Origin of the sequence: Pseudomonas sp. TKO26 (genome assembly GCF_003225665.1) — a bacterium.
GTDB classification, from domain to species: Bacteria; Pseudomonadota; Gammaproteobacteria; order Pseudomonadales; family Pseudomonadaceae; genus Aquipseudomonas; species Aquipseudomonas saponiphila.
Genome location: NZ_QKLN01000009.1, coordinates 50,710 through 70,939, shown reverse-complemented (window position 1 = coordinate 70,939; position 20,230 = coordinate 50,710). Strand labels below are relative to the sequence as shown.

Annotated in this window: 18 protein-coding genes; 10 read left to right on the top strand and 8 right to left on the bottom strand. The window is 66.2% G+C overall.

Annotation, left to right across the window (positions count from 1 at the left end):
- The first annotated feature begins 82 nt into the window (after positions 1-82).
- The 4 genes from DNK59_RS15205 to DNK59_RS15190 all read left to right on the top strand — a co-directional run bounded on the left by DNK59_RS15205 (position 83) and on the right by DNK59_RS15190 (position 4,088).
- Positions 83-1,627, top strand: coding sequence for a DUF1800 domain-containing protein (locus DNK59_RS15205; protein ID WP_177431255.1), 1,545 nt, complete (start codon positions 83-85; stop codon positions 1,625-1,627).
- Between the two features lie 42 nt (positions 1,628-1,669).
- Complete coding sequence (locus DNK59_RS15200; protein ID WP_110723720.1) at positions 1,670-2,866, top strand: DUF1501 domain-containing protein; 1,197 nt, start codon at positions 1,670-1,672, stop codon at positions 2,864-2,866.
- A gap of 340 nt (positions 2,867-3,206) precedes the next feature.
- Complete coding sequence (locus tag DNK59_RS15195) at positions 3,207-3,494, top strand: hypothetical protein (protein ID WP_110723719.1); 288 nt, start codon at positions 3,207-3,209, stop codon at positions 3,492-3,494.
- A gap of 219 nt (positions 3,495-3,713) precedes the next feature.
- Entirely contained in the window at positions 3,714-4,088 is a 375-nt protein-coding gene (locus tag DNK59_RS15190; protein ID WP_092320320.1) for a hypothetical protein, read from the top strand.
- 57 nt (positions 4,089-4,145) lie between these two features.
- Here the strand turns inward: DNK59_RS15190 and DNK59_RS15185 are convergent, their stop codons facing one another.
- Complete coding sequence (locus tag DNK59_RS15185) at positions 4,146-4,682, bottom strand: GNAT family N-acetyltransferase (protein WP_110723718.1); 537 nt, start codon at positions 4,680-4,682, stop codon at positions 4,146-4,148.
- 272 nt (positions 4,683-4,954) lie between these two features.
- Between DNK59_RS15185 and DNK59_RS15180 the strand changes: the two genes are divergently transcribed.
- Positions 4,955-7,078 carry a TonB-dependent siderophore receptor gene (locus tag DNK59_RS15180; RefSeq protein ID WP_256596384.1) on the top strand — a complete coding sequence of 708 codons (2,124 nt, stop codon included), beginning with the start codon at positions 4,955-4,957 and terminating at the stop codon, positions 7,076-7,078.
- Positions 7,079-7,250: 172 nt separating this feature from the next.
- On the opposite strand, the gene DNK59_RS15175 is transcribed toward DNK59_RS15180, so the two are convergent.
- The 4 genes from DNK59_RS15175 to DNK59_RS15160 all read right to left on the bottom strand — a co-directional run bounded on the left by DNK59_RS15175 (position 7,251) and on the right by DNK59_RS15160 (position 12,549).
- Positions 7,251-8,261 carry an Ldh family oxidoreductase gene (locus DNK59_RS15175; protein WP_110723716.1) on the bottom strand — a complete coding sequence of 337 codons (1,011 nt, stop codon included), beginning with the start codon at positions 8,259-8,261 and terminating at the stop codon, positions 7,251-7,253.
- A gap of 61 nt (positions 8,262-8,322) precedes the next feature.
- A complete protein-coding gene (locus DNK59_RS15170; RefSeq protein WP_110723715.1) occupies positions 8,323-9,897 on the bottom strand; it encodes an aldehyde dehydrogenase (NADP(+)) in 1,575 nt (524 codons plus the stop codon).
- Between the two features lie 32 nt (positions 9,898-9,929).
- Positions 9,930-11,501: an APC family permease gene (locus DNK59_RS15165; protein ID WP_092320316.1), complete on the bottom strand. Its 1,572-nt coding sequence runs from the start codon at positions 11,499-11,501 to the stop codon at positions 9,930-9,932.
- Between the two features lie 127 nt (positions 11,502-11,628).
- Entirely contained in the window at positions 11,629-12,549 is a 921-nt protein-coding gene (locus DNK59_RS15160; protein ID WP_110723714.1) for a dihydrodipicolinate synthase family protein, read from the bottom strand.
- A gap of 265 nt (positions 12,550-12,814) precedes the next feature.
- Between DNK59_RS15160 and DNK59_RS15155 the strand changes: the two genes are divergently transcribed.
- The 5 genes from DNK59_RS15155 (at position 12,815) to DNK59_RS15135 (ending at position 17,269) form a co-directional block, all read left to right on the top strand.
- Positions 12,815-13,747 (top strand): 4-hydroxyproline epimerase, encoded by a 933-nt coding sequence (locus tag DNK59_RS15155; protein ID WP_110723713.1) that lies wholly within the window; start codon positions 12,815-12,817, stop codon positions 13,745-13,747.
- Positions 13,748-13,749: 2 nt separating this feature from the next.
- A complete protein-coding gene (locus tag DNK59_RS15150) occupies positions 13,750-14,859 on the top strand; it encodes an FAD-binding oxidoreductase (protein ID WP_146249909.1) in 1,110 nt (369 codons plus the stop codon).
- Entirely contained in the window at positions 14,856-15,089 is a 234-nt protein-coding gene (locus tag DNK59_RS15145; protein ID WP_092320312.1) for a 2Fe-2S iron-sulfur cluster-binding protein, read from the top strand. Before DNK59_RS15150 ends, DNK59_RS15145 begins: the two co-directional genes overlap by 4 nt.
- The gene (locus tag DNK59_RS15140) at positions 15,086-16,345 is read left to right on the top strand and encodes an FAD/NAD(P)-binding oxidoreductase (protein WP_110723711.1); all 1,260 of its coding nucleotides are present in this window, start codon (positions 15,086-15,088) and stop codon (positions 16,343-16,345) included. Before DNK59_RS15145 ends, DNK59_RS15140 begins: the two co-directional genes overlap by 4 nt.
- A gap of 105 nt (positions 16,346-16,450) precedes the next feature.
- A complete protein-coding gene (locus tag DNK59_RS15135; protein WP_092320310.1) occupies positions 16,451-17,269 on the top strand; it encodes an AraC family transcriptional regulator in 819 nt (272 codons plus the stop codon).
- Here DNK59_RS15135 and DNK59_RS15130 read toward each other — a convergent pair.
- The 3 genes from DNK59_RS15130 to DNK59_RS15120 form a co-directional block, all read right to left on the bottom strand.
- Positions 17,229-18,002, bottom strand: coding sequence for a GNAT family N-acetyltransferase (locus tag DNK59_RS15130; RefSeq protein ID WP_110723710.1), 774 nt, complete (start codon positions 18,000-18,002; stop codon positions 17,229-17,231). The two genes, DNK59_RS15135 and DNK59_RS15130, sit on opposite strands and share 41 nt — an antisense overlap.
- A gap of 150 nt (positions 18,003-18,152) precedes the next feature.
- Complete coding sequence (locus tag DNK59_RS15125; protein ID WP_110723709.1) at positions 18,153-18,677, bottom strand: DUF4142 domain-containing protein; 525 nt, start codon at positions 18,675-18,677, stop codon at positions 18,153-18,155.
- Between the two features lie 158 nt (positions 18,678-18,835).
- The gene (locus DNK59_RS15120) at positions 18,836-20,185 is read right to left on the bottom strand and encodes a GGDEF domain-containing protein (protein ID WP_110723708.1); all 1,350 of its coding nucleotides are present in this window, start codon (positions 20,183-20,185) and stop codon (positions 18,836-18,838) included.
- Between the last annotated feature and the right edge of the window lie 45 nt (positions 20,186-20,230).

The following is a 20,230-nucleotide window of genomic DNA, read 5'->3' as shown; positions in this document are numbered from 1 at the left end:
GCGACCTACCCTGGAAGGTAGAGCTCCGCCAGGGCGCACTGAGACGCCACACCGCTGCCCTCTCCACCCGGAAAACCGCCCCATGCCAAGGCCCCCTACGTTGCATCGTTGCCTGTACCTGTGGAGCGCGCTGGCCGTGTTCCTGCCGATCCTCGCCCAGGCCGCCGAACCCCAGCCCCAGCCCCCCAGCGCCGCCGACATTGCCTGGCTCAGGCGCGACGGCTTCGACCTGGACACCGCGCAATTCCAGCGCCTGCGCCACCTGGGCCGTGACGGATTGCTCGAGGCGCAACTGCAAGATCGCCTGCGCGAGCCGTTGCCAGCGGCAATCGACGCCCTGCTGCGCAGCTACCCGGTCCTGAACGGCTCGACCCCGGCCCTGCTGCAGGACTTCAAGCAGCGCCAGGAACAGCTCAAGGCCATGCCCGACGGTGATGCCCGCAACCAGGCCAGGCAAGACCTTCGCCAGCGGGCCAGCCAACTCGCCGAGCAGACCCAGTCCGCGGTGCTGCTGCACGCCATCTACGGCCCCAACCAGCTCAAGGAGCAACTGGTGCTGTTCTGGCTCAATCACTTCAGCCTGTTCCAGGGCAAGGGCCAGGTGCGGCTGCTGAGCGCCGACTACGTGAACCAGGCGATTCGCCCCCATGCCCTGGGCAAGTTCAAGGACCTGCTGCTGGCCACCCTGCAAAGCCCGGCCATGCTCGAATACCTCGACAACAGCCAGAACGCCAAGGGCCGGGTCAACGAGAACTACGCCCGTGAACTGCTGGAGCTGCACAGCCTCGGCGTGGCGGCCGGCTACAGCCAGGAGGACGTGCAGCAACTGGCCCTGATCCTCACCGGCGCCGGGCTGATGCCCCCGGATGGCCGCGAGCAACGTTGGCCCCGGCCCCTGCAACCGCTAGTGGTGCAACAGGGTCTGTTCCAGTTCAACCCCAAGCGCCATGACTTCAGCGACAAGCACCTGCTTGGCCACACCATCAAGGGCAGCGGTTACGCCGAAATCACCCAGGCCATCGACCTGATCACCCGGCAACCGGCCTGCGCCCAGTTCATTGCGCGCAAGCTGGCCCAGTACTTTGTCGCCGACGAACCGCCACCGGCGCTGGTGGCCCGCATGGCCAAGACCTTCCACGACAGCGACGGCGACATTGCGCAGGTCATGCGCACGCTGATGCAGTCACCGGAGTTGCTGCAATCGACCGGCAGGAAATTCAAGGATCCGCAGCAGTTCGTGATCTCGGCGCTGCGCCTGACCTATGACGGCAAGCCCGTGGCCAACCCGCGCCCGCTGCTCAACTGGCTGAATCAGCTGGGCCAGCCGATATTCGGCCGGATTACCCCCGACGGCTGGCCGTTGGTGGCCAGTGGCTGGTCGAGCTCCGGACAGATGGCCAAGCGCTTTGAAATCGCCCGGGCCATAGGTTCGGGCAACAACCGGCTGTTCACCGCCGAAGGCAGCACGGTCCCGGGGCCGGGCTTTCCGATGATCACCACCCCGATGTATTACCAGGCGTTCGCTCCTCATCTCTCCAGCGCAACCCGCAACGCCCTGGAGCAGGCCGTCTCGCCCCAGGAATGGAACACCTTTCTGCTGTCCTCGCCGGACTTCAACAACCGCTGAGCTCGCGCCAAAGGGCTGCCCGCCACCTGACCAGGAACCGCCATGAATCGTCGCCAACTGCTGATTGCCGCGGCCGCCGCAGCTGCCCTGCCCGGCCTGTCGTTCTCCGCCCGGCTGTTCGCCGCACCGACCGCCGCGCCGCGGACCCTGCTGGTGTTCCTGCGCGGCGGTTACGACTGCAACAACCTGCTGGTGCCCTACGGCAGCGACTTCTACTACGAGTCGCGGCCGAACCTGGCGATCGCCCGCCCCGACGCCCGCGACCCGCAAAGCGCCATCGCCCTGGACAGCCACTGGGGCCTGAACCCGGTGCTGCGGGACTCGCTGTACCCGCTGTGGCAGCGTAAGGAAATGGCCTTCGTGCCCTTCGCCGGCACCGACGACCTGTCCCGCAGCCACTTCGCAACCCAGGACAGCATCGAAGCCGGACAGCCGAACCAGCCAAGCCGGCGCTACGACTCGGGCTTTCTTGCGCGCCTGGTCCGGCAAGTGCCCGACAGCGCGCCGATGGCTTTCACCGATGCCCTGCCCCTGAGCTTCCAGGGTGGCCGGGACATTCCCAACCTGTCCCTGCGCAGCGCCGGCAAGGTGCCCTTCGATGCGCGCCAGGCAAACATTCTCTCATCCATGTATCAGCACACGGCCTACGCCGCAGCAGCCAGCGATGGTCTGGCCTTGCGCCAGAAAGTCTCGCAGGAGCTGGAGCAAGAGATGCTCGCGGCCAATCGCGGGGCCGCCAATGCGCAGAACTTCGCCACCCAGACCCGGCGCATGGCCAGCCTGATGCGCGAACAGTACCGCCTGGGTTTCGTCGATGTCGGCGGCTGGGACACCCACGTCAACCAGGGCAGTACCCAGGGCCCGTTGGCCAACAACCTGGCCAACCTCGGGCAAGGGCTGGCGGCCTATGCCGAGGCCATGGGCGAACACTGGAAGAACAGCCTGGTAATCGTGGTATCCGAATTCGGCCGGACCTTTCGCGAGAATGGCGCCAAGGGCACCGATCACGGCCATGGCACGGTGTATTGGGTGCTCGGCGGCGCTGTGCGCGGTGGGCGCCTGGCCGGCGAGCAAGTGGCGGTAAATGCCCAGAGCCTGCTGCAGAACCGCGACTACCCAGTGCTCAACAACTACCGCGATCTGCTCGGGGGGTTGCTGGCCACGACCTGGGGACTGACGGGGCCCCAGGTGCAGCAAGTGTTCCCCAGCTCGCGGCCCAATGCCCTGGGGCTGGTCTGAAGCCTCGACCGGATGCCGGATGAACACGAAAAAAAGGAGCGATCCGAAGATCGCCCCCGAGGCTTGCAAGCCGATGCATTGGCCACTGGCCGCGACAGACTCTTGGCGATCTGCCGTGCATCCGCGGCAAGCCATTTGCCCCCTGTTACCGCCCCGCTCCTGCTGGGCGTGCTGCACTTTTTAACAGTTGGCAACTGTCTGCTTGCTGAACCCGGATGCAACCCGGGCCAGGAACACTTCACCCATCCCGCGATCCGCGGCGCTTGCCAAGCGGCGCAAAAAACTCAAGCATGCGCCGCCCGGGCCCTGGGCGCCCCTCGCTCACGGAAGGAGCCGTACCTTGAAAAAACTGCTGTTCCTGCTCTCCCTCGTCCTGTTGCTGATGCTCAATGTCGGTTACTACACCGAGCTTGAAGAGGCTGAAACCCACACCCGCTGGTTTCTCAAGCGAGCCCCGACCCTGCGCCTGGAGTTTTTCAACATCCATGCCAACGACGGCGATGACCGGCGCGTGGAAACACTCAGCAACGAACAACGGCAGATGATCATCGACTACTGCAAATACCGCCTGGGCATCGACACCCAAGTCACCACCCAGGCCGATGTGGCACGTTGCGCCAAGCTCTAGGGCAACCCTCTGCGAACATTCCAGGGCCCTGGCCCGCACCTTTGGTACTTGTCTCATGTAGCCCGGGCAAGCCTGCGGCTATGGTCGCAACAGCCCCGCTACGGCCCGCCCCGCCTCCCGGGGTGGTATGGTGGCCGGCTGCCCTGTGTGTCGGGGCTCACTGGAGGAGCAATACGCTGAACGCCTGGTCGTGAAGCTTGAGGAGGTCACTGAAGAGATATGTGTAACGCCAAAGATATTTACACTGCGGGTTGGGTCCTGGTGGTCATGTCCGGGCTGGTGTCCCTGGTGATCCAGGTGTACCTGGGTTATTTCAGGCTCGATGACATGGTCAAGCACCTGGCGCGCTGCCGAGTCATCGCCATCCGCATGCCGCTCCTGGGCAAGGACCCCCTGAGCCGCTTCTTCATGTTGCTGTGCATCGGCTCCATGTTCGCCATGCCCCATCTGTTCCTGCGCAACGGCGGCATGAACGCCAAGGACTACCGCAGATTCCCCCTGGGCCTGAAGTGCCTGATCAATCTGTTCCAGCTCGCGGCCCTGGCCGCCGCGATCGCCTTCCTGGTGCTGTGGTGGGTCAGCCGTCACCTCTGACGACCACCGTCGAGCCTGCGGGGCACCAGCTAGCGGTGCCCCGCACTTGAACCCGCCTCAGCCAGCGACCGCTTGTTGCTGGAAGTCCTCGCGAGTCATTGCAAAGAAGCGGCAAGGCAAGCCTTCGAAATCGGCCTCGTGGGTGAAACGAAAACCGATCTTGCGCGCCACCGCCAACGACGCCTCGTTATCGACATGGGCATCGGCGACTATCCGTTCCACGGCCGGGTCGGCAAACGCATGCTCGACAATCCGCCGCGCGGCCTCGCTGGCAAAACCGCGCCCCCAGGCCCGCCGCACCAGGCGCCAGCCCATTTCCAGCTCCGGCCCCACGGCGTCAAAGGGGATGAACGACACCCAGCCCAGCAATTCATCCGGCGCGTCCTTGGCAAAAATCGCCCAATAACCGCAGCGCGGGCCAAAGTCCTGGGTCATGCGCGAGCGCAGAAAATCCCGGTGCCATTGGCCGCCGTCCCAGGTGCCCGGAACAAAGCGCGTGACTTGCGGATCCTGGTCCATGCGCAGGCAAGCCTCGAAATGCTCAAGGGTACGTGGACGTAAAAACAGCCTGGGGGTTTCAAGGTGCAGGTTCATCCATGAGTGTCCAAGAAGGAGGGGCCGTCCATGAAATCGCAACGCAAGGAAAAATAGAAGGGGCGGCATGAGAATCAAGGTGTCGCGCAAGATCAGCGATAAGCGCCAAGGGCAACGCATACACTTTTCCACATGATTGTTCAGACAGTTCTGATTGAATGACACATATTCGCAGATGAGAATCGCTTCCAAATAAAAACGGAGGTCCTTTCTCAATGTCCAGTACTGCCCGTCCACATCCCTGGAAGCTATGGTCAACATCCCTTGGCTTGATGGCACTCAGCGAAGCCAGCATCGGCGCCAGCGCACAAGACGCTGCCGCCCCGTCCGGGCCGGCGGCCGTTACCCTGGGCACTACCCAGGTCAAGGGCGAACACCAGCCAGGATACAGACGTGAGGCATCGGACTCGGTGAAGTTCACCGCACCGCTGCGAGAAACGCCAAAGTCGGTGACCATCATCACCGAGTCGCTGATGCAGGAGCGCGCGGTATCGAGCCTGGCCGACGCCCTGCGCACCACGCCGGGGATCACCTTCGGCGCCGGTGAGGGCGGCACGCCACTGGGCGACCGGCCCTTCATTCGCGGTTTCGAAGCCAGTACCGACATCATGATCGACGGCATCCGCGACGTCGGGCGCATGACCCACGAAGCGTTCAACGTCGAGCAGATCGAGATCGTCAAGGGCCCGGGCTCGGCCTACTCGGGACGCGGCTCCACCGGTGGCACCATCAACCTGGTGAGCAAGGTGCCGCAACAGGCAAGCTTCGCCGCCGGCGGCCTGTCCCTGGGCACCGATCAACTGCGCCGGAGCACCGTCGACCTCAACCAGTACCTGCCCGAACAGAACATGGCCCTGCGCCTGAACGCCATGCAGCATGAGGCCGACACCCCCGGGCGCGATGATGTGCAAGTCTCCCGCTGGGGCCTGGCGCCGAGCCTTTCCTTCGGCCTGAACACCGACACCCGCGGCACCCTCAGCTATTACCACCTGCAGAGCGACGACATTCCCGACCAGGGCCACCCGGTGTCAGCCATCAGCGGCAAGCCGGTCAAGGTCAATCGAGACAATTTCTACGGCTTCAGCAAGCGCGACTTCCGCAAGACCTCGGCGGACCTGTTCACCCTGCAGCTGGAGCATGACCTCAATGACCACCTGACCCTGCGCAACACCACCCGCCAGGGGCGCAGCATGCAGGACTACATCATGAGCCGGCCGAACCTGGGCGCCGACGACGCCGCCCAGATCAGCAACCAAGCCGCTGGCGTGGTACTGCGCGGCCCGGCCCGGGGGCGCAACGTGGTCAATACCTCGCTGATCAACCAGACCGACCTCTTCGGCCAGTTCGACACCGGCCCCATCACCCATAGCTACAGCGCCGGCCTGGAGTTCTCCCGCGAGCGGATCGACGTGAAGAACCGCTATGCGCCGAAAAGATCCGCGACCGACCCCGGCGATCTCAACCATCCCAACCCGCAAGCCCCTTACGCCCCTGTGCCACGCGGCGACGGCAGCCACGACGTCACCCGGCATAACAACCGTGCCCTGTACGTGATGGACACCCTGGCCCTGCACGAACAATGGGACCTGAACCTGGGCGCCCGCTTCGACAATTACCACGTGCGTGACGACGCCCAGAGCAACCGCAACAACATCTGGACCTACCAGAGCGGCATCGTCTTCAAGCCCCTGCCCCATGGCAGCATCTACCTGTCCTACGGCACCTCGTTCAACCCTTCCGGGGAAACCGCCGGGCAATCCGGCAATGCCGACGGCGCCGCAGGCGGACGCTTGAGCAACCTGGCCCCGGAAAAGAGCCGCAGCCTCGAACTGGGCACCAAGTGGGACCTGCTCAATGAGCGCCTGTCCCTGACCGCGGCCCTGTTCAAGACCCAGAAGAGCAACGCCCGGACCTACGACCCGATCAGCAACGAAGTCACGCTGGACGGCAACGTCGAGGTCAAGGGCTTTGAAGTGGGTGCCACCGGCCACCTCACCGATCAATGGGAAGTGATGGCGGGCTACACCTACCTGGATGCCAGGACGCTCAAGTACGCGTCCGGGAAAGACACCCGCTTCGATGGCAACCGGGCCAAGTTCATCGCCCCCAACAGTGGCTCGATCTGGACCACCTACGCGCTCACCGAGCGCTGGAAGGTCGGCGGCGGCGCCAACTATGTGGACAAGCGCTACAGCAACGACGAAAACACCCGCAGCCTCGACGCCTACTGGCGCTACGACGCCATGCTCGCCTACCGGGTGAACAAGAACCTTGACCTGCAACTCAACGTGCTCAACCTGACCGACGAAACCTACTACGACGCCTCTCACGTGGGGATGTTCGCCATCGTCGCCCCTGGCCGCTCGGCGGAGCTGGCGGCCAAGGTGCGCTTCTGACGCGTCCGCCGGCCAGCCGCCAATCAAGACACGGCATCATGCCCGCCCCTGTTCGCCGGCAAGCCGACTCCTACGGATGCTTGTAGGAGCTGGCTTGCCAGCGAAGACGCCCACCAAAACGCCGCATGCAGCCGCTCCCCTTCACCGGCAAGCCGGCCTGCAGGAACAGGCCTCAGAGCAGCCGGCGAATCTCCTCCAGCAACTCCCGGGGAATCTGCACCCCATGCTCCAGGCTCCGGGCCCGAGCCTCGAAGCGGCGCTGGGACGGCAACCTGGCTCCGTCCCGGGCCATGTCGGCAAACAAGCCCTCCGCCCGCTCCAGACCGGCTTGATAACCCGGCCCCAGAAACACCTTGGGATCGAAGGCCAGCACCAGTTCGCCATGGCAAGGCGTGGCCCCGACGCCCTCATCGAAGGCCATGGACTCGACGCTGGTGAGGTCGCCGATCAAGGCTCCCGCCAGCAGTTCGATCATCGCCGCCAGGGCCGAGCCCTTGTGTCCGCCAAAGGTGCGCATCGCCCCTTGCAAGGCGGCCCGTGCATCGGTGGTGGGCTCGCCGTCGGCGTCAATCGCCCAGTGCTCGGGAATCGGCTTGCCCTGGCGCGCATGCAGTTCGATATCGCCCCGGGCGATGGCGCTGGTGGCGAAGTCAAAGACAAAGGGGTGAGCCCCAGGCCGCGGCCAGGCAAAGGCTAGAGGGTTGGTGCCGAACACCGGATGACGGCCGCCGGCCGGGGCCACCCAGCTGTGACTGGGGTTCATCGCCAGGCCCACCAGGCCGCAGTCGGCAATCGCCTCGACCTCCGGCCACAGCGCGGAAAAATGAAAGCAGCGCTTGATCACCATCGCCGCGATGCCCTGGTTGCGGGCCTTTTCCACCAACAGCGGCAAGCCGGTGTGAAAGCCCAGCAACGAGTAGCCGTAATGGGCATCCACCTCCAGCACCGCCGGCGATATGTGCCGCAGGCTAGGCTCGGCTCGGGGGTCGATCTTGCCTTCGCGCACCGAGCGCACGCAGCCCAGCAGGCGGTACACCCCGTGGGAATGGCATTCGTCACGCTGGCCCTGGGTGACGACTTCGGCGATGGCCCGAGCATGGGCCTCGGACAGACCGTGATGGGTAAGGACCCGATACGACAGGGCGCGGACTTCATCCAGTGACAGGGTGATGTGTTCAGACATGCGAGAACCTCTATGGCAGGTGGGGAACGCTCCTGTGGGAGAGTCTTGGTGGATGGAGAGATCAACCCGGGAACCGACCGTCGAGCAGTTGCGGCACCTGCAACGGGTTGGCGCTGCGCAGCTCGGCCGGCAACAGCGCCTCGGGCAAGTCCTGGTAGGCCACCGGGCGCAGGAAGCGCTGGATCGCCAGGCTGCCCACCGAGGTGCTGCGGCTGTCGGAAGTGGCCGGAAAGGGGCCACCGTGGACCATGGCATGGGTGACTTCGACCCCGGTGCCAAAACCATTGGCCAGCAGGCGTCCGGCCTTGCTCTCCAGCAACGGTAACAACGCCTGCACCTGCGGCTGATCGCCCTCGCTCAGGTGAAGGGCGATGGTCAACTGGCCCTCCAGGCTCTGCAGCACCTGCTGCAGGACCGTCATGTCGGCGCAGCGAACAATCAGCGAGGCCGGGCCAAAGACTTCCTCGCGTAATTCGGGGCACGCCATGAACGCCGCGGCCGAGGTGGCGAACAACGCCCCACGCGCCTGCTGGCCCTGCCCTTCCGGGCCCTGGGCCAGGGTCTGCACCCGGGCATGCGCCGCGAGGATGGCCGCGCCTTGGCAGTAGCTGCGGTAAATGCCCGGCGTGAGCATGGTCTGCGCCGCCACGTGGCCGAGGGCCTCGGCGGCGGCCCGCTCAAAACGCTGCAACGCCGGCCCATCGACGCCCAGGATCAACCCCGGGTTGGTGCAGAACTGCCCGGCGCCCAGGGTCAGTGAGGCAACGAATGCCGAGGCAATAGGTTCCGCGCGCTCCTCCAGGGCATGGGGCAACAGCAGCACCGGGTTGATCGAGCTCATCTCTGCATAGACCGGAATCGGCTCGGCGCGCGCCGCGGCGATCTGCATCAGCGCCATCCCGCCGCTGCGCGAGCCGGTGAAGCCCACGGCCTTGATCCGCGAGTCCGCCACCAGCCCCTGGCCGATGCTCCGGCCACTGTCGAACAGCAGTGAAAACACGCCCTCGGGCATCCCGTGCTGCCGGGCCGCCAGAACGATGGCCTGCGCCACCAGCTCCGAAGTGCCGGGGTGCGCCGAATGAGCCTTGACGATCACCGGACAGCCCGCCGCCAAGGCCGAGGCGGTGTCACCGCCAGCCACGGAAAACGCCAGGGGAAAGTTCGATGCACCAAACACCGCCACCGGGCCCAGGCCGATCTGCCGCAAGCGCAACGCGACCCTGGGCAGAGGCTGACGCTGAGGTTGCGCCGGGTCGATCCTGACCCCGAGAAAACTGCCGTCACGGACCACCTGGGCAAACAGTCGCAACTGGCCGACGGTGCGCCCCCGCTCACCTTCCAGGCGGGCCCGGGGCAAGCCGGTTTCCAACTGACAGCGCTCGATCAACTCCTCGCCCAACCCCAGAATCTGCTCGGCAATGCCCTCCAAAAATGCCGCCCGCTGCACAAGCGGCAACTGCCGATAAGGATCGAAGGCCGCCTCCGCCAAGGCGCAGGCACGTTCAAGCTCTGCCTGCGAAGCGCCACCGAAAGCCGGTTGCAACACCTCGCCACTGGCGGCGGCCACGCCATGAATCCAGCCATTGCCGCCTAGTACAGCGCTGTGACCTATCAGCATCTGTCCCGTAACCGTCATGCAGTACCTCGTCTGAATAAAAGGGATAAGGGTCATTCCACCTCGTCGCCGTCCAGCACCAGCTTGGCGCTGGGCACCCCGGTGTTGGCCCCCCAGTAGTAGATACCCAGGGCCATGAGGGTGACGGTGAGGGTGTCGTAGGGGTGACTCAGGGCGCCGATGCCGCCGAAGCTGCCCAGGTAGGAAATGACCATGGTCAGGGCATAGAAGGCGATCAGCCACAGCGATGAGCGCACCTGCTCGCCGATGCTCAGGTGGTCGGTGGGCACCAGGCGCTTGCACAGCAGGTAGATGACGAACATCAGGATCTGCAGCCCCAGCAGCCAGGACACCGTGCCCCAGCCGGACCAGTAGACGATCAGCGCGGCGATCACGAACGACACCGGGCCGAGCAGTGCAAACGCGCTGACCCGGAATGGCCGCGGCATATTCGGGGCGCTCTTGCGCAACGCCGCGACGCTGATGGGGGCCACCGCGTAACTGAGCACCAGGGCCGCCGAAACCACGTTGATCAGCGCTTCCCAGGAGGGGAACGGCAGGGTCCAGAACACCGACAGGCCGAAGGTCAGCCACAACGCCGGACGCGGGATCCCCGATTGCTCATCGATGCGGGTGAAGATCTTGAAGAAGGTCCCGGTACGGGCCCAGCCATACACCACCCTCGGCGTGGCGTTCATGTAGATGTTGCCGCAGCCGCTGGGGGAGATCACCGCGTCGGCCACCACCAGATAGGCCAGCCAGCCGACCCCAAGGGTCAGGGCGATGTCTCGGTACGGCAGGGAAAACTCCTTGCTGATGCCGCTCCAGCCGTTGGCCAGCATCTCCGTGGGAATGCTGCCCAGGAAGGCCAGTTGCAGCAGGCCGTAGATCAGGGTCGACAGCAGCACCGAAAGGATCAGGGCAATGGGAATGGTGCGCTGCGGGTCACGCACTTCGCTGGCCACGGAAATGATCGGCGTCAGCCCCAGGTAGGCAAAGATGATGCCCCCGGCCGACACCGCCATCTCGATCCCCGACAGACCGAACGGCGCAAAACCCTGGATATGGAAGTTGTCGGGCTTGAAGAAGGTGAACAGCACCACGATCACCAGCAGTGGCACGACGAACTTGAACAGGCTGATGAAGTTGTTGGATTTGGCGAAGGTCTTGACGCTGGAGTAGTTGAGCCAGAAAAACAGGCACAACAGGGCAAACTGCAGCAGCCAGCCAATGGTGGTCGGGTTGCTGCTGCCTTCATGGGTCAACACCGGGAACCAGGCCGCGGCGTACTGCCGGGCCGCCACCACTTCGATCGCCACCAGGCTGGAAAAGGCGATCAGGGTGATGAACCCCATCAAATAGCCCAGCAGCGGCCCGTGGGAAAACACCGGGTAGCGCACCACGCCGCCGGCCCTGGGCAGGGCCGCCCCCAGCTCGCAGTAGACGATGCCCAGCAGCAGCACGGCAAAGCCGCCCAGCAACCAGGAAAAGATCCCCGCCGGCCCGGCAATCGCCGAAACGTGGCTGGCGGCGAACAACCAGCCGGAACCGAAGATCGCACCCAGACCGATAAAGGTCAGGTCCACCAGAGAGAGTTGCTTCTTGAATTTGCCTTTGCCTGACATGGGGCTGCGCCTTTTTTGGGTTATTGGAATAGGCAGGTCGTATGTCACGTCGGCGGGGCCGCCCGACGCTTGCAGCACATGCGCTGTTGCGCAAGCGGGCGCCCCACCCGGGGCGCCCGGCAAGGGATTACAGGCCGACGTCCGGCAGGCTTGGCCGCGTGGCCAGGGCCTTGGCGACAATCGCCTTGACCTCGGCCAGGGTTTCCCCCTGCAGCGGCAGGCGCGGCGGCCGGGTGATGGACGAGCCGCGGCCCACCAGTTCTTCGCAGAGCTTGATGCACTGCACCAGGTCCGGACGGGCGTCCAGGTGCAGCAGCGGCATGAACCAGCGATACAGGGCCAGGGCCTCCTCGAAGCGCTGGGCCTTGGCCAGGCGGAACAGGGTTTCGCCCTCCCTGGGGAAGGCCACCGACATGCCGGAAACCCAGCCCTCGGCGCCCACCGCGACGCTTTCGACCACCACATCGTCGAGCCCGGCGAACAGCACGAAGCGCTCGCCGACGGCATTGCGCAGGTCGATGAAGCGCCGGGTGTCACCGGAGGAATCCTTGAAGCAGACGATGTTCTCGCAGTCCTGCAGGGCGATCAGCACCTCGGGGGTGACGTCGTTCCTGTAGATCGGCGGGTTGTTGTAGACCATCACCGGCAGGTCGGTGCCGGTGGCCACGGCGCGAAAATGCGCGGCGGTTTCATGGGGCTTGGCCGAGTACACCAGCGCCGGCATCACCATCACCCCATCGGCCCCGGCCTTGGCGGCCTCGCGCACCGTGTTGCGGGCGAACTCGGTGGTGAATTCGGCCACCCCGGCAATCACCGGCACCCGGCCAGCGGCGGCGTCCTTGGCGACTTCGATCACCGCGAGTTTCTCGGCGGTACTCAGGGAGGTGTTTTCCCCCACGGTGCCGCACACCACCAGGCCGGACACGCCATCGTCCACCAGCTTGCGCATGACCTGGTGAGTGGCCTGCAGGTCGAGGGAGAAATCGGCTTTGAATTGCGTGGTCACGGCGGGGAATACACCGCTCCACTGGATGGCTTTACGGCTCATGGTCTTGTCCTTGTTTGAGGTCGGCCGGGCCGACAGGCGTTGGAGACGCTATCCAGAGTCGCCTTTTATCCCCCTTGCAGCTTGAAGCTTTTCACCCCCGCAAGAGACGAAATCGGCACATTCGCCGATCCCCTGCACCCTGCTTCCCCGAGCCCGGGCGCGCGCGGGCGACTGTGCCGATTTCGTCATCCGCGCCAGGGAAAACCCACAAGCGGCCGGCCCCTCGCCAGGGCCACTCTGTAGCTCTTTCCCCGCAGGTGCCGCCATGAAAAAAATAACCGTGATCGACTCCCACACCGCAGGTGAACCCACCCGTCTGGTCATCGACGGCTTTCCCGACCTGGGCCGGGGCTCCATGGCCGAGCGCCTGCAAACCCTGCGCAGCGACCCCGATCAATGGCGCCGTGCCTGCGTCCTCGAACCCCGGGGCAGCGACGTGCTGGTGGGCGCCCTACTCTGCGCGCCCCAGGCCAGCGATGCCTGCGCCGGCGTGATCTTCTTCAACAACAGCGGCTACCTGGGCATGTGCGGCCACGGCACCATCGGCCTGGTGCGCTCGCTGTACCACCTGGGGCGCATCGACTGCGGCGTGCACCGCATCGAAACCCCGGTGGGCACGGTGCAGGCCACCCTGCATGAGGACCTGTCGGTGAGCGTGCGCAATGTGCCCGCCTATCGCTACCGCAGGCAGGTGGCGCTGCAGGTGCCGGGGCACGGCACGCTGCACGGCGACATTGCCTGGGGCGGCAACTGGTTCTTCCTGATCAGCGACCACGGCCAGCGCCTGGCCCTGGACAACGTCGAAGCCTTGACCCATTACACCTGGAGCGTGCGCGCAGCCCTGGAAGCCGCCGGAATCACCGGCGCCGGGGGCGAGATCATCGACCACATCGAACTGTTCGCCGACGACCCAGAGGCCGACAGCCGCAACTTCGTCCTCTGTCCGGGCAAGGCCTACGACCGCTCGCCCTGCGGCACCGGCACCAGTGCCAAGCTGGCCTGTCTGGCCGCGGACGGCCAGCTCGCCCCGGGCCAGACCTGGCGCCAGGCCAGCGTCATCGGCAGCCAGTTCAGCGCCCATTACGAACTGGCCGGCGAGCGGATCATTCCGACCCTGCGCGGCAGTGCCCATATCAGCGCCGAAGCCACCCTGCTGCTGGACGCTAGCGACCCGTTCGCCTGGGGCATCGGCTCGTGAAAGTGCAGGCCGATGTGATCGTGGTCGGCGCCGGCATCATCGGCGCCGCCTGCGCCCACGAACTGGCCAGCCGCGGTCTGCGGGTGCAGGTGCTGGACGACGCCCGTGGCGGCGCCACCGCTGCCGGCATGGGCCATCTGGTGGCCATGGACGACAACCCTGCGGAACTGGCCCTGAGTCACTACTCCCTCGAGCTCTGGCGCCAGTTGCGCGCTCAACTGCCCGAGGTCTGCGCCTACCGCAACTGCGGCACCCTGTGGCTGGCCGCCGACCGCGCGGAAATGGACCTGGCGCGGACCAAGCAGCAGACCCTGGCCGAACAGGGCGTCACCGGCCAGCTGCTCGACGGCCCGGCACTGGCGGCCCTGGAACCGATGCTGCGCCAGGGCCTGGGCGGTGCCCTGCAAGTGTCCGGCGACGGCATTCTCTACGCCCCGGCCACCGCCCGCTGGCTGCTCGACAGCCAGCCGCTGATCAGCTGTCAGCGCGCCCGGGTCCGCAACGTCGACGGCAACCGGCTGGAGCTCGACGATGGACGGGTACTGCGCGCGCCCCAGGTGCTGCTGGCCAACGGCTACGGCGCCCGGGAGCTGCTGGCGCAACTGCCCCTGCGGCCGAAGAAGGGCCACTTGCTGATCACCGACCGCTACCCGCAGCAGGTGGGGCATCAATTGGTGGAGCTGGGCTACGCCGCCAGCGCCCACGCCAGCCACGGCACCTCGGTGGCGTTCAATGTTCAGCCACGCCCCACCGGGCAACTGCTGATCGGCTCGTCGCGGCAGTTCGACACCCTGGAGCCCGAGGTCGAGCCCCAAGTGCTGGCAGCGATGCTGCAGCGCGCGGTGGAGTACCTGCCGGCACTGGCACAACTCAACGGCATCCGCGCCTGGACCGGTTTTCGCGCCGCCACCCCGGACGGCCTGCCGATCCTCGGCGAACACCCGCAACAGCCGGGGCTGTGGCTGGCGCTCGGCCACGAAGGGCTGGGGGTGACCACCGCCCCTGGCAGCGCACGGCTGCTGGTGCAGCAGATGCTCGGTGAATGCCCGGCGCTCGACCCGCGACCTTATCGACCCGGGCGCTTCGCCCCCCTGACTGGAGAGTCCCCATGATCATCTACCTGGATCGCCAGGCACTGGCCGTGCGCCCCGGCCTCACGGTCGCCGCCGCCGTGGCCGCCAGCGGCGACCCGCGGACCCGCACCGCCTGCAACGGCGGGCCACGGGCGCCGTTCTGCGGCATGGGCATCTGCCAGGAATGCCGGATGAGCATCGACGGACTGCGCCAACTAGCCTGCCAGACCCTGTGCCAGGACGGCATGCAGGTGGAGCGCGGCCAATGAACGCCCAACGCCTGCGCTGCCAGATACTGATTGTCGGCAGCGGCCCGGCGGGGCTGGCCGCGGCCCGGGCCGCCAGCCACAGCGCGCGCTCGATCGTGCTCATCGATGACAACCCGCGTCCCGGCGGGCAGATCTGGCGCCAGGGTCCGACGCCGTCGGCCGCGGACGAACGCTTCAAGGTTGTGCAACACCCAGCGGTGCGCTACCTCGGCGCCACCCGCGTGATCGCCGCCCTGAGCCCCCACAGTCTGCTGCTGGAGGATGCCCGGCAGGCCTGGCAAGTGGAGTTCGAACACCTGATCCTGTGCTGCGGTGCCCAGGAACTGTTGCTGCCCTTTCCCGGCTGGACCCTGCCCGGGGTCACCGGCGCCGGAGGCCTGCAGGCCCTTGTGAAAAACGGCTTGCCGATGCACGGAAAACCCCTGGTGATCGCCGGCAGCGGCCCCTTGCTGCTGGCCACCGCCGCCACCGCACGCCAGGCCGGGGCGCGGGTGCTGCGGGTGCTGGAACAGGCGCCCACCACGGCGGTACTGGGGTTCGCCAGCCACTTGTGGCGCTGGCCGACCAAACTGATCCAGGCGATCAAACTGCTCACCCCGGCCTACCGCTGCAACGCCCACGTGGTGGAGGCCCTGGGCGACCAGCAGTTGCAACGGGTGCGCATCCGCCAGGACCGGCAGCTCAGTGAACTGCCCTGCGACTACCTGGCCTGCGGCTTCGGCCTGGTGCCCAACACCCGACTGGCCAGCCACCTGGGCTGTCGCCTGGAACAGGGGGCGATCGCCGTCGACCCGCAACAACGCAGCAGCCTGCCCCAGGTCCTGGCCGCCGGCGAATGCACCGGCATCGGTGGCAGCGAGCTGGCCCGGATCGAAGGCGAGATTGCCGGCTGCGTCGCCAGCGGCCAGAGCGCCCGGGCGGCTGCCTTGATCGCTCAACGCCGGCATTGGCAGGACTTTGCTACACGGCTGCAACAGCACTTCGAACTGCAACCGCGGATCCTGCAACTGGCCCGCCCCGACACCCTGCTCTGCCGTTGCGAAGATGTGCCCTACGCAGCCGTGGCTGGCGCAGCGGACTGGAGCAGCGCCAAGCTGCACAGCCGCTGCGGCATGGGCGCCTGCCAGGGCCGGGTCTGCGCCAGCGCCGCCCGGCGCCTGTTCGACTGGCCCGAGGTGGCGCCCCGTTCGCCCCTGGTGCCGGCCCGGGTCGCTACCCTGATGCTCGACGCCTGCCCGCCGGACGCGGCAGACTGAAAACCGCCGCCGGCCCTGGTCGGCCCCCTGACCCAAGCCCTTTGCAGACCCTGGCTTTATCGACACAGATCCATCCCCCAAGCCCCCCACAGAGAGAGGCCGACGATGATCGATAGCGCACAGCTCCACCACTTGCCCAGGGCCATCGCCGCCCAATCCCCCGGAGACATCGACAGCCTGCTGGCCAACATGGCGCCCCTCGCACCGCTGCTGGACTGCATTCCCAGCGCAGTGTTCTTCATCAAGGATCTGCAGGCCCGCTACCTGATCGCCAACCTGACCCTGGCCCAGCGCTGCGGCTTCAAGAGCATCCGCCCCTTGCTGGGCAAAACCTCCGCCGAGGTCTTTCCCGCGGTGCTCGGCCCGGTCTACACCGAGCAGGACCAGCGCGTGCTGCAGCAGGGCGTGACCATCAAGGGCCAGCTGGAATTGCACCTGTACGGCAGCCGCGAGCCGGGCTGGTGCCTGACCCACAAACTGCCGCTGTATGGTCGCGACGCCCGGATCATCGGCATGGCCGGCATCTCCCTGGACCTGCAGGCAGCCCATGACACCCATCCGGCCTACGCACGCCTGGCGGCGGTGGACCGGCACATCCGCGAGCACTACAGCGAAGCCATCCGCCTGCAGGACCTGACCCGCATCGCCAAGCTGTCCACGGCCCAGCTGGAGCGCTACTGCAAGCGCATCTTCCACCTCACGCCACGGCAGATGATCCACAAGGTGCGCCTGGAACATGCCTCACAACTGCTGCTGACCCAGGAGCCCATCACCGAAGTGGCCCTGCAATGCGGCTACACCGACCACAGCGCCTTCAGCCGGCAGTTCAAGGCCCTCACCGGGCTCAGCCCGCGGCAGTTCCGGCAGAACGCCGCGGCCCCGCTCATGCCTGACAGAAAGTGCGGTAGTCGAACAGGACATTGAAGCCGGCCTTGCGATAGATCGACAGACCGTCGAGCGAGGCCTCCAGCACGCACCACCTGGCGCCCCGGGCCTGGGCGAAGCCGAGCACCGCGTGGATCAGCGCAGTGGCGTACCCCCGCCCCTGGAAGCCCTGTAGCGTGCCGATATCGTCCAGCCGCGCCACCTCCGGGCCCAGGGACAGGGTCAAGGCGCTCACCGGACGCCGGTCGACGTACAGGCTGAAATGCTGCAAGGCCCGGCCGGCCTGCAACGCCGCCCGATGCCGCGCCAGGTACTGCTCGATGGCCGCGTCCCCCGACTCGAAGGCACTCGCCACCGGCCCCGCCCAATCCTGCAGATGCCGATCGGTGCAGCGCACCTCCATCAGCCCCGGCGCGGCCTGGCGCGAAACGTAGGTGGCCAGATCGAGGGCCATGCACCGGGTCTGGTCCGCCGCCACCATCTGCAGCTGGCGCAACTGCTGGCTGTAGCGCGCCGCCTGGGCCTGGGGCATCACCACACAGAACGGCACGCCGGCGCGCTGGAGAAACGCCACGCCCTCGGCCAGAGGCTCGGCGTTGTCGCGTTCACTGCCCTGCATCAGCAGCAGGTTCAGGCTGCTGGCTGCGACGCCGGTGCAATAGGCGTTCACCTCATCGCCAAAGCGTCGATGGAACTGCGAGATGGACAGGAAGAAATAGTCCTCTGCCCGATGGTACAGATCGCTGATCGCAGCGCGCGGTGCCTGCGCCATGTCCTGCCTCCTTGAGCCTCGCGGCGCCAGGAGCGACGCCGACTGCGGGCCACGTTAAGCCCACAGCCCCGGCAGTTCCAGCACCATCCTGTTTTATTGTGCGAAGCCATGTACTGCAGGTGTAAGCAGGCGCCGCTGCTCGCTCGCGGTTCACCCCTCCAGCCGATCGATCGGGCGTCCGGAGCGGATCGCCCGGGCCATTTGCAGGTGGTTTTCCAGTTTCGGCAGGGTTTCCTCGGCGAACGCCTTGAGCTCGGGAAGCTCGCTGCTTTGCGCCTGTTGCCGGATCTGCCGGATCGCCGCCTCGGTGGCCTTGATCTGGTTCGTGGCGTAGATGCGGTCGCTATCCTCGCCTTCGGGAAGTGCCGGCACCAGGCCCTTGGCCTGGTCCAGCAGCTGTTCCCGGGGGGCCACCGGCAGGTCCAGTTGCCTGGCAATCTTCGCCAGATGCTGATTGGCGGTGGTGCGATCGTTGATCACCTGGATGGTGTATTCCTTGAGTGCCTTGGATGAGGTCAGCCGGTGCGCCTGGCGACTGGCTTCGATATCGGCCATGGCCCGGGCCGAAGCATCGTCGATGAAGGCCGCAGGGGATTGGGCCAGGGCGCTGCCGGCACCAAGGCCCAGCAACAGGGCCAGGCCGGCGCGGCCAAGGACAGTGGCCATCAAGTTCATGGGTGGGTTCTCCTCTTGCCAATCAATGCAGGCGGGAGCCAGCGCCCCCGCCTGCATTGGGAAAACCCTGAGCGCCAAAGGTTTACCGGGAGCGGCGCCGAGACGACGAACGGCGGCGCTCCCCGGCGTGGTCCGGGGGCCGGATCGGCACGCCGGCCTCAGGCGCTGGAACGGCTCTTGCGCTCGCGCTTGACCGCATACATGGCCTCGTCGGCGTGCTTGAACAGCTGTTTTTCTTCCAGGCCATGTTCGGGGTACAGGCCGATACCGATGCTCGGCAGGATGTTCAGCCAATGGCCGTCCAGGCGCAGTGGCTCGTTCAGCGCATGGCGAATTTTTTCCGCCACCTGCTGGGCATCGTCGCTGTGTTGCACGCTTTCCAGCAGCACCACGAACTCATCGCCGCCCATCCGTGCCACGGTGTCGGTTTCCCGCACGCAGCCCTTGAGGCGGTTGGCCACCGCTTGCAGCAGCATGTCGCCCACGGCGTGCCCGCAGGTGTCATTGACCTCCTTGAACTTGTCCAGGTCGACGTACAGCAGGGCCATGCGTCCCGAGTCGCGCCGGGCCCGGGCCAGGGCCGAACGCAAGCGCTCGCGCAGCAGCTCGCGGTTGGGCAGATGGGTCAATTGGTCGTACTCGGCCATGTAGTGCAGGCGCGCATGCAATTGCGCGCGTTCGATGGCCGCCGCCAGCTGGGCACTGACGTACTGCAGCAGTTCCAGCTCTGCCTCGCCGTAGCCTTGCGCGCCAGGGGCGCTCTTGACCATGAGCACGCCGATGGTGCCCTTCTGCGAATTCAGCGGCACTCCCAGCCAGCAACGGGGGCCTTGAATGACCGCGAACTCGTTCCACAGGTCCCGGCTCAACGGGCAAGAGGGCGCCAGCAGCAGGGACTGGCCATGGTGCAGCACCTGGGCGCAAAAACGTCCGATCAGGGTTCCGGGCCGTTCCGGGCTGCTTTCGCAGTCGTCGACATGGTAGGGAAAGCTCAGGCTGTCGCTGCGTTCGTCGTACAGCGCCAGGGCGAAATTGAGCGCCGGCAGCCACTCGCCGATGATCCGGTGCACCCGCTTGAACAGCCCCAGCAGGTCTTCGGTGGCATGGGCCGCCTCGGAGATGGCATACAGCGCGGCCTGTTTCGACTCGGCCAGTTTGCGCTCGGTGATGTCCCGGGCCACGGCAATGCGCAACTGGTCCACCTCCGACCAGCGCGCCGACCAGAGGATATGGGCCACGCGCCCGTCCTTGCGCAGGTAGCGATTCTCGAAGTTGGGCTTGGGCACGCCGCCCATGATTTCCCGGGCAGCCTGCAAGGTACGTTCACGATCGTCGGGGTGCACCAGCTCGATCATCCGCCGACCGATCAGCTCATCGGCGGTGTAGCCGAAAACCCGCTCGCAGGCAGCGCTGACAAACACGAAGCGACCCTCGCCATCCACGGCGCACACGGCATCCAGGAGCAGGTCGATGAAACTGGCCAGAGGCGCGGAGTTGTTGGTTGCCATCAGAGAAAGCTACTACCCATGAAAAATGCACTGAGTACCCATCCC

What these genes read in the sequence shown, in the direction of transcription:
- DNK59_RS15205 (WP_177431255.1), top strand. Translation starts at nt 83, where the DNA reads ATGCCAAGGCCCCCTACGTTGCATCGTTGCCTGTACCTGTGGAGCGCG.
- DNK59_RS15200 (WP_110723720.1), top strand. Translation starts at nt 1,670, where the DNA reads ATGAATCGTCGCCAACTGCTGATTGCCGCGGCCGCCGCAGCTGCCCTG.
- DNK59_RS15190 (WP_092320320.1), top strand. Translation starts at nt 3,714, where the DNA reads ATGTGTAACGCCAAAGATATTTACACTGCGGGTTGGGTCCTGGTGGTC.
- DNK59_RS15185 (WP_110723718.1), bottom strand. Translation starts at nt 4,682, where the DNA reads ATGAACCTGCACCTTGAAACCCCCAGGCTGTTTTTACGTCCACGTACC.
- DNK59_RS15180 (WP_256596384.1), top strand. Translation starts at nt 4,955, where the DNA reads ATGGCACTCAGCGAAGCCAGCATCGGCGCCAGCGCACAAGACGCTGCC.
- DNK59_RS15175 (WP_110723716.1), bottom strand. Translation starts at nt 8,261, where the DNA reads ATGTCTGAACACATCACCCTGTCACTGGATGAAGTCCGCGCCCTGTCG.
- DNK59_RS15170 (WP_110723715.1), bottom strand. Translation starts at nt 9,897, where the DNA reads ATGACGGTTACGGGACAGATGCTGATAGGTCACAGCGCTGTACTAGGC.
- DNK59_RS15165 (WP_092320316.1), bottom strand. Translation starts at nt 11,501, where the DNA reads ATGTCAGGCAAAGGCAAATTCAAGAAGCAACTCTCTCTGGTGGACCTG.
- DNK59_RS15160 (WP_110723714.1), bottom strand. Translation starts at nt 12,549, where the DNA reads ATGAGCCGTAAAGCCATCCAGTGGAGCGGTGTATTCCCCGCCGTGACC.
- DNK59_RS15155 (WP_110723713.1), top strand. Translation starts at nt 12,815, where the DNA reads ATGAAAAAAATAACCGTGATCGACTCCCACACCGCAGGTGAACCCACC.
- DNK59_RS15145 (WP_092320312.1), top strand. Translation starts at nt 14,856, where the DNA reads ATGATCATCTACCTGGATCGCCAGGCACTGGCCGTGCGCCCCGGCCTC.
- DNK59_RS15140 (WP_110723711.1), top strand. Translation starts at nt 15,086, where the DNA reads ATGAACGCCCAACGCCTGCGCTGCCAGATACTGATTGTCGGCAGCGGC.
- DNK59_RS15135 (WP_092320310.1), top strand. Translation starts at nt 16,451, where the DNA reads ATGATCGATAGCGCACAGCTCCACCACTTGCCCAGGGCCATCGCCGCC.
- DNK59_RS15130 (WP_110723710.1), bottom strand. Translation starts at nt 18,002, where the DNA reads ATGGCGCAGGCACCGCGCGCTGCGATCAGCGATCTGTACCATCGGGCA.
- DNK59_RS15125 (WP_110723709.1), bottom strand. Translation starts at nt 18,677, where the DNA reads ATGAACTTGATGGCCACTGTCCTTGGCCGCGCCGGCCTGGCCCTGTTG.
- DNK59_RS15120 (WP_110723708.1), bottom strand. Translation starts at nt 20,185, where the DNA reads ATGGCAACCAACAACTCCGCGCCTCTGGCCAGTTTCATCGACCTGCTC.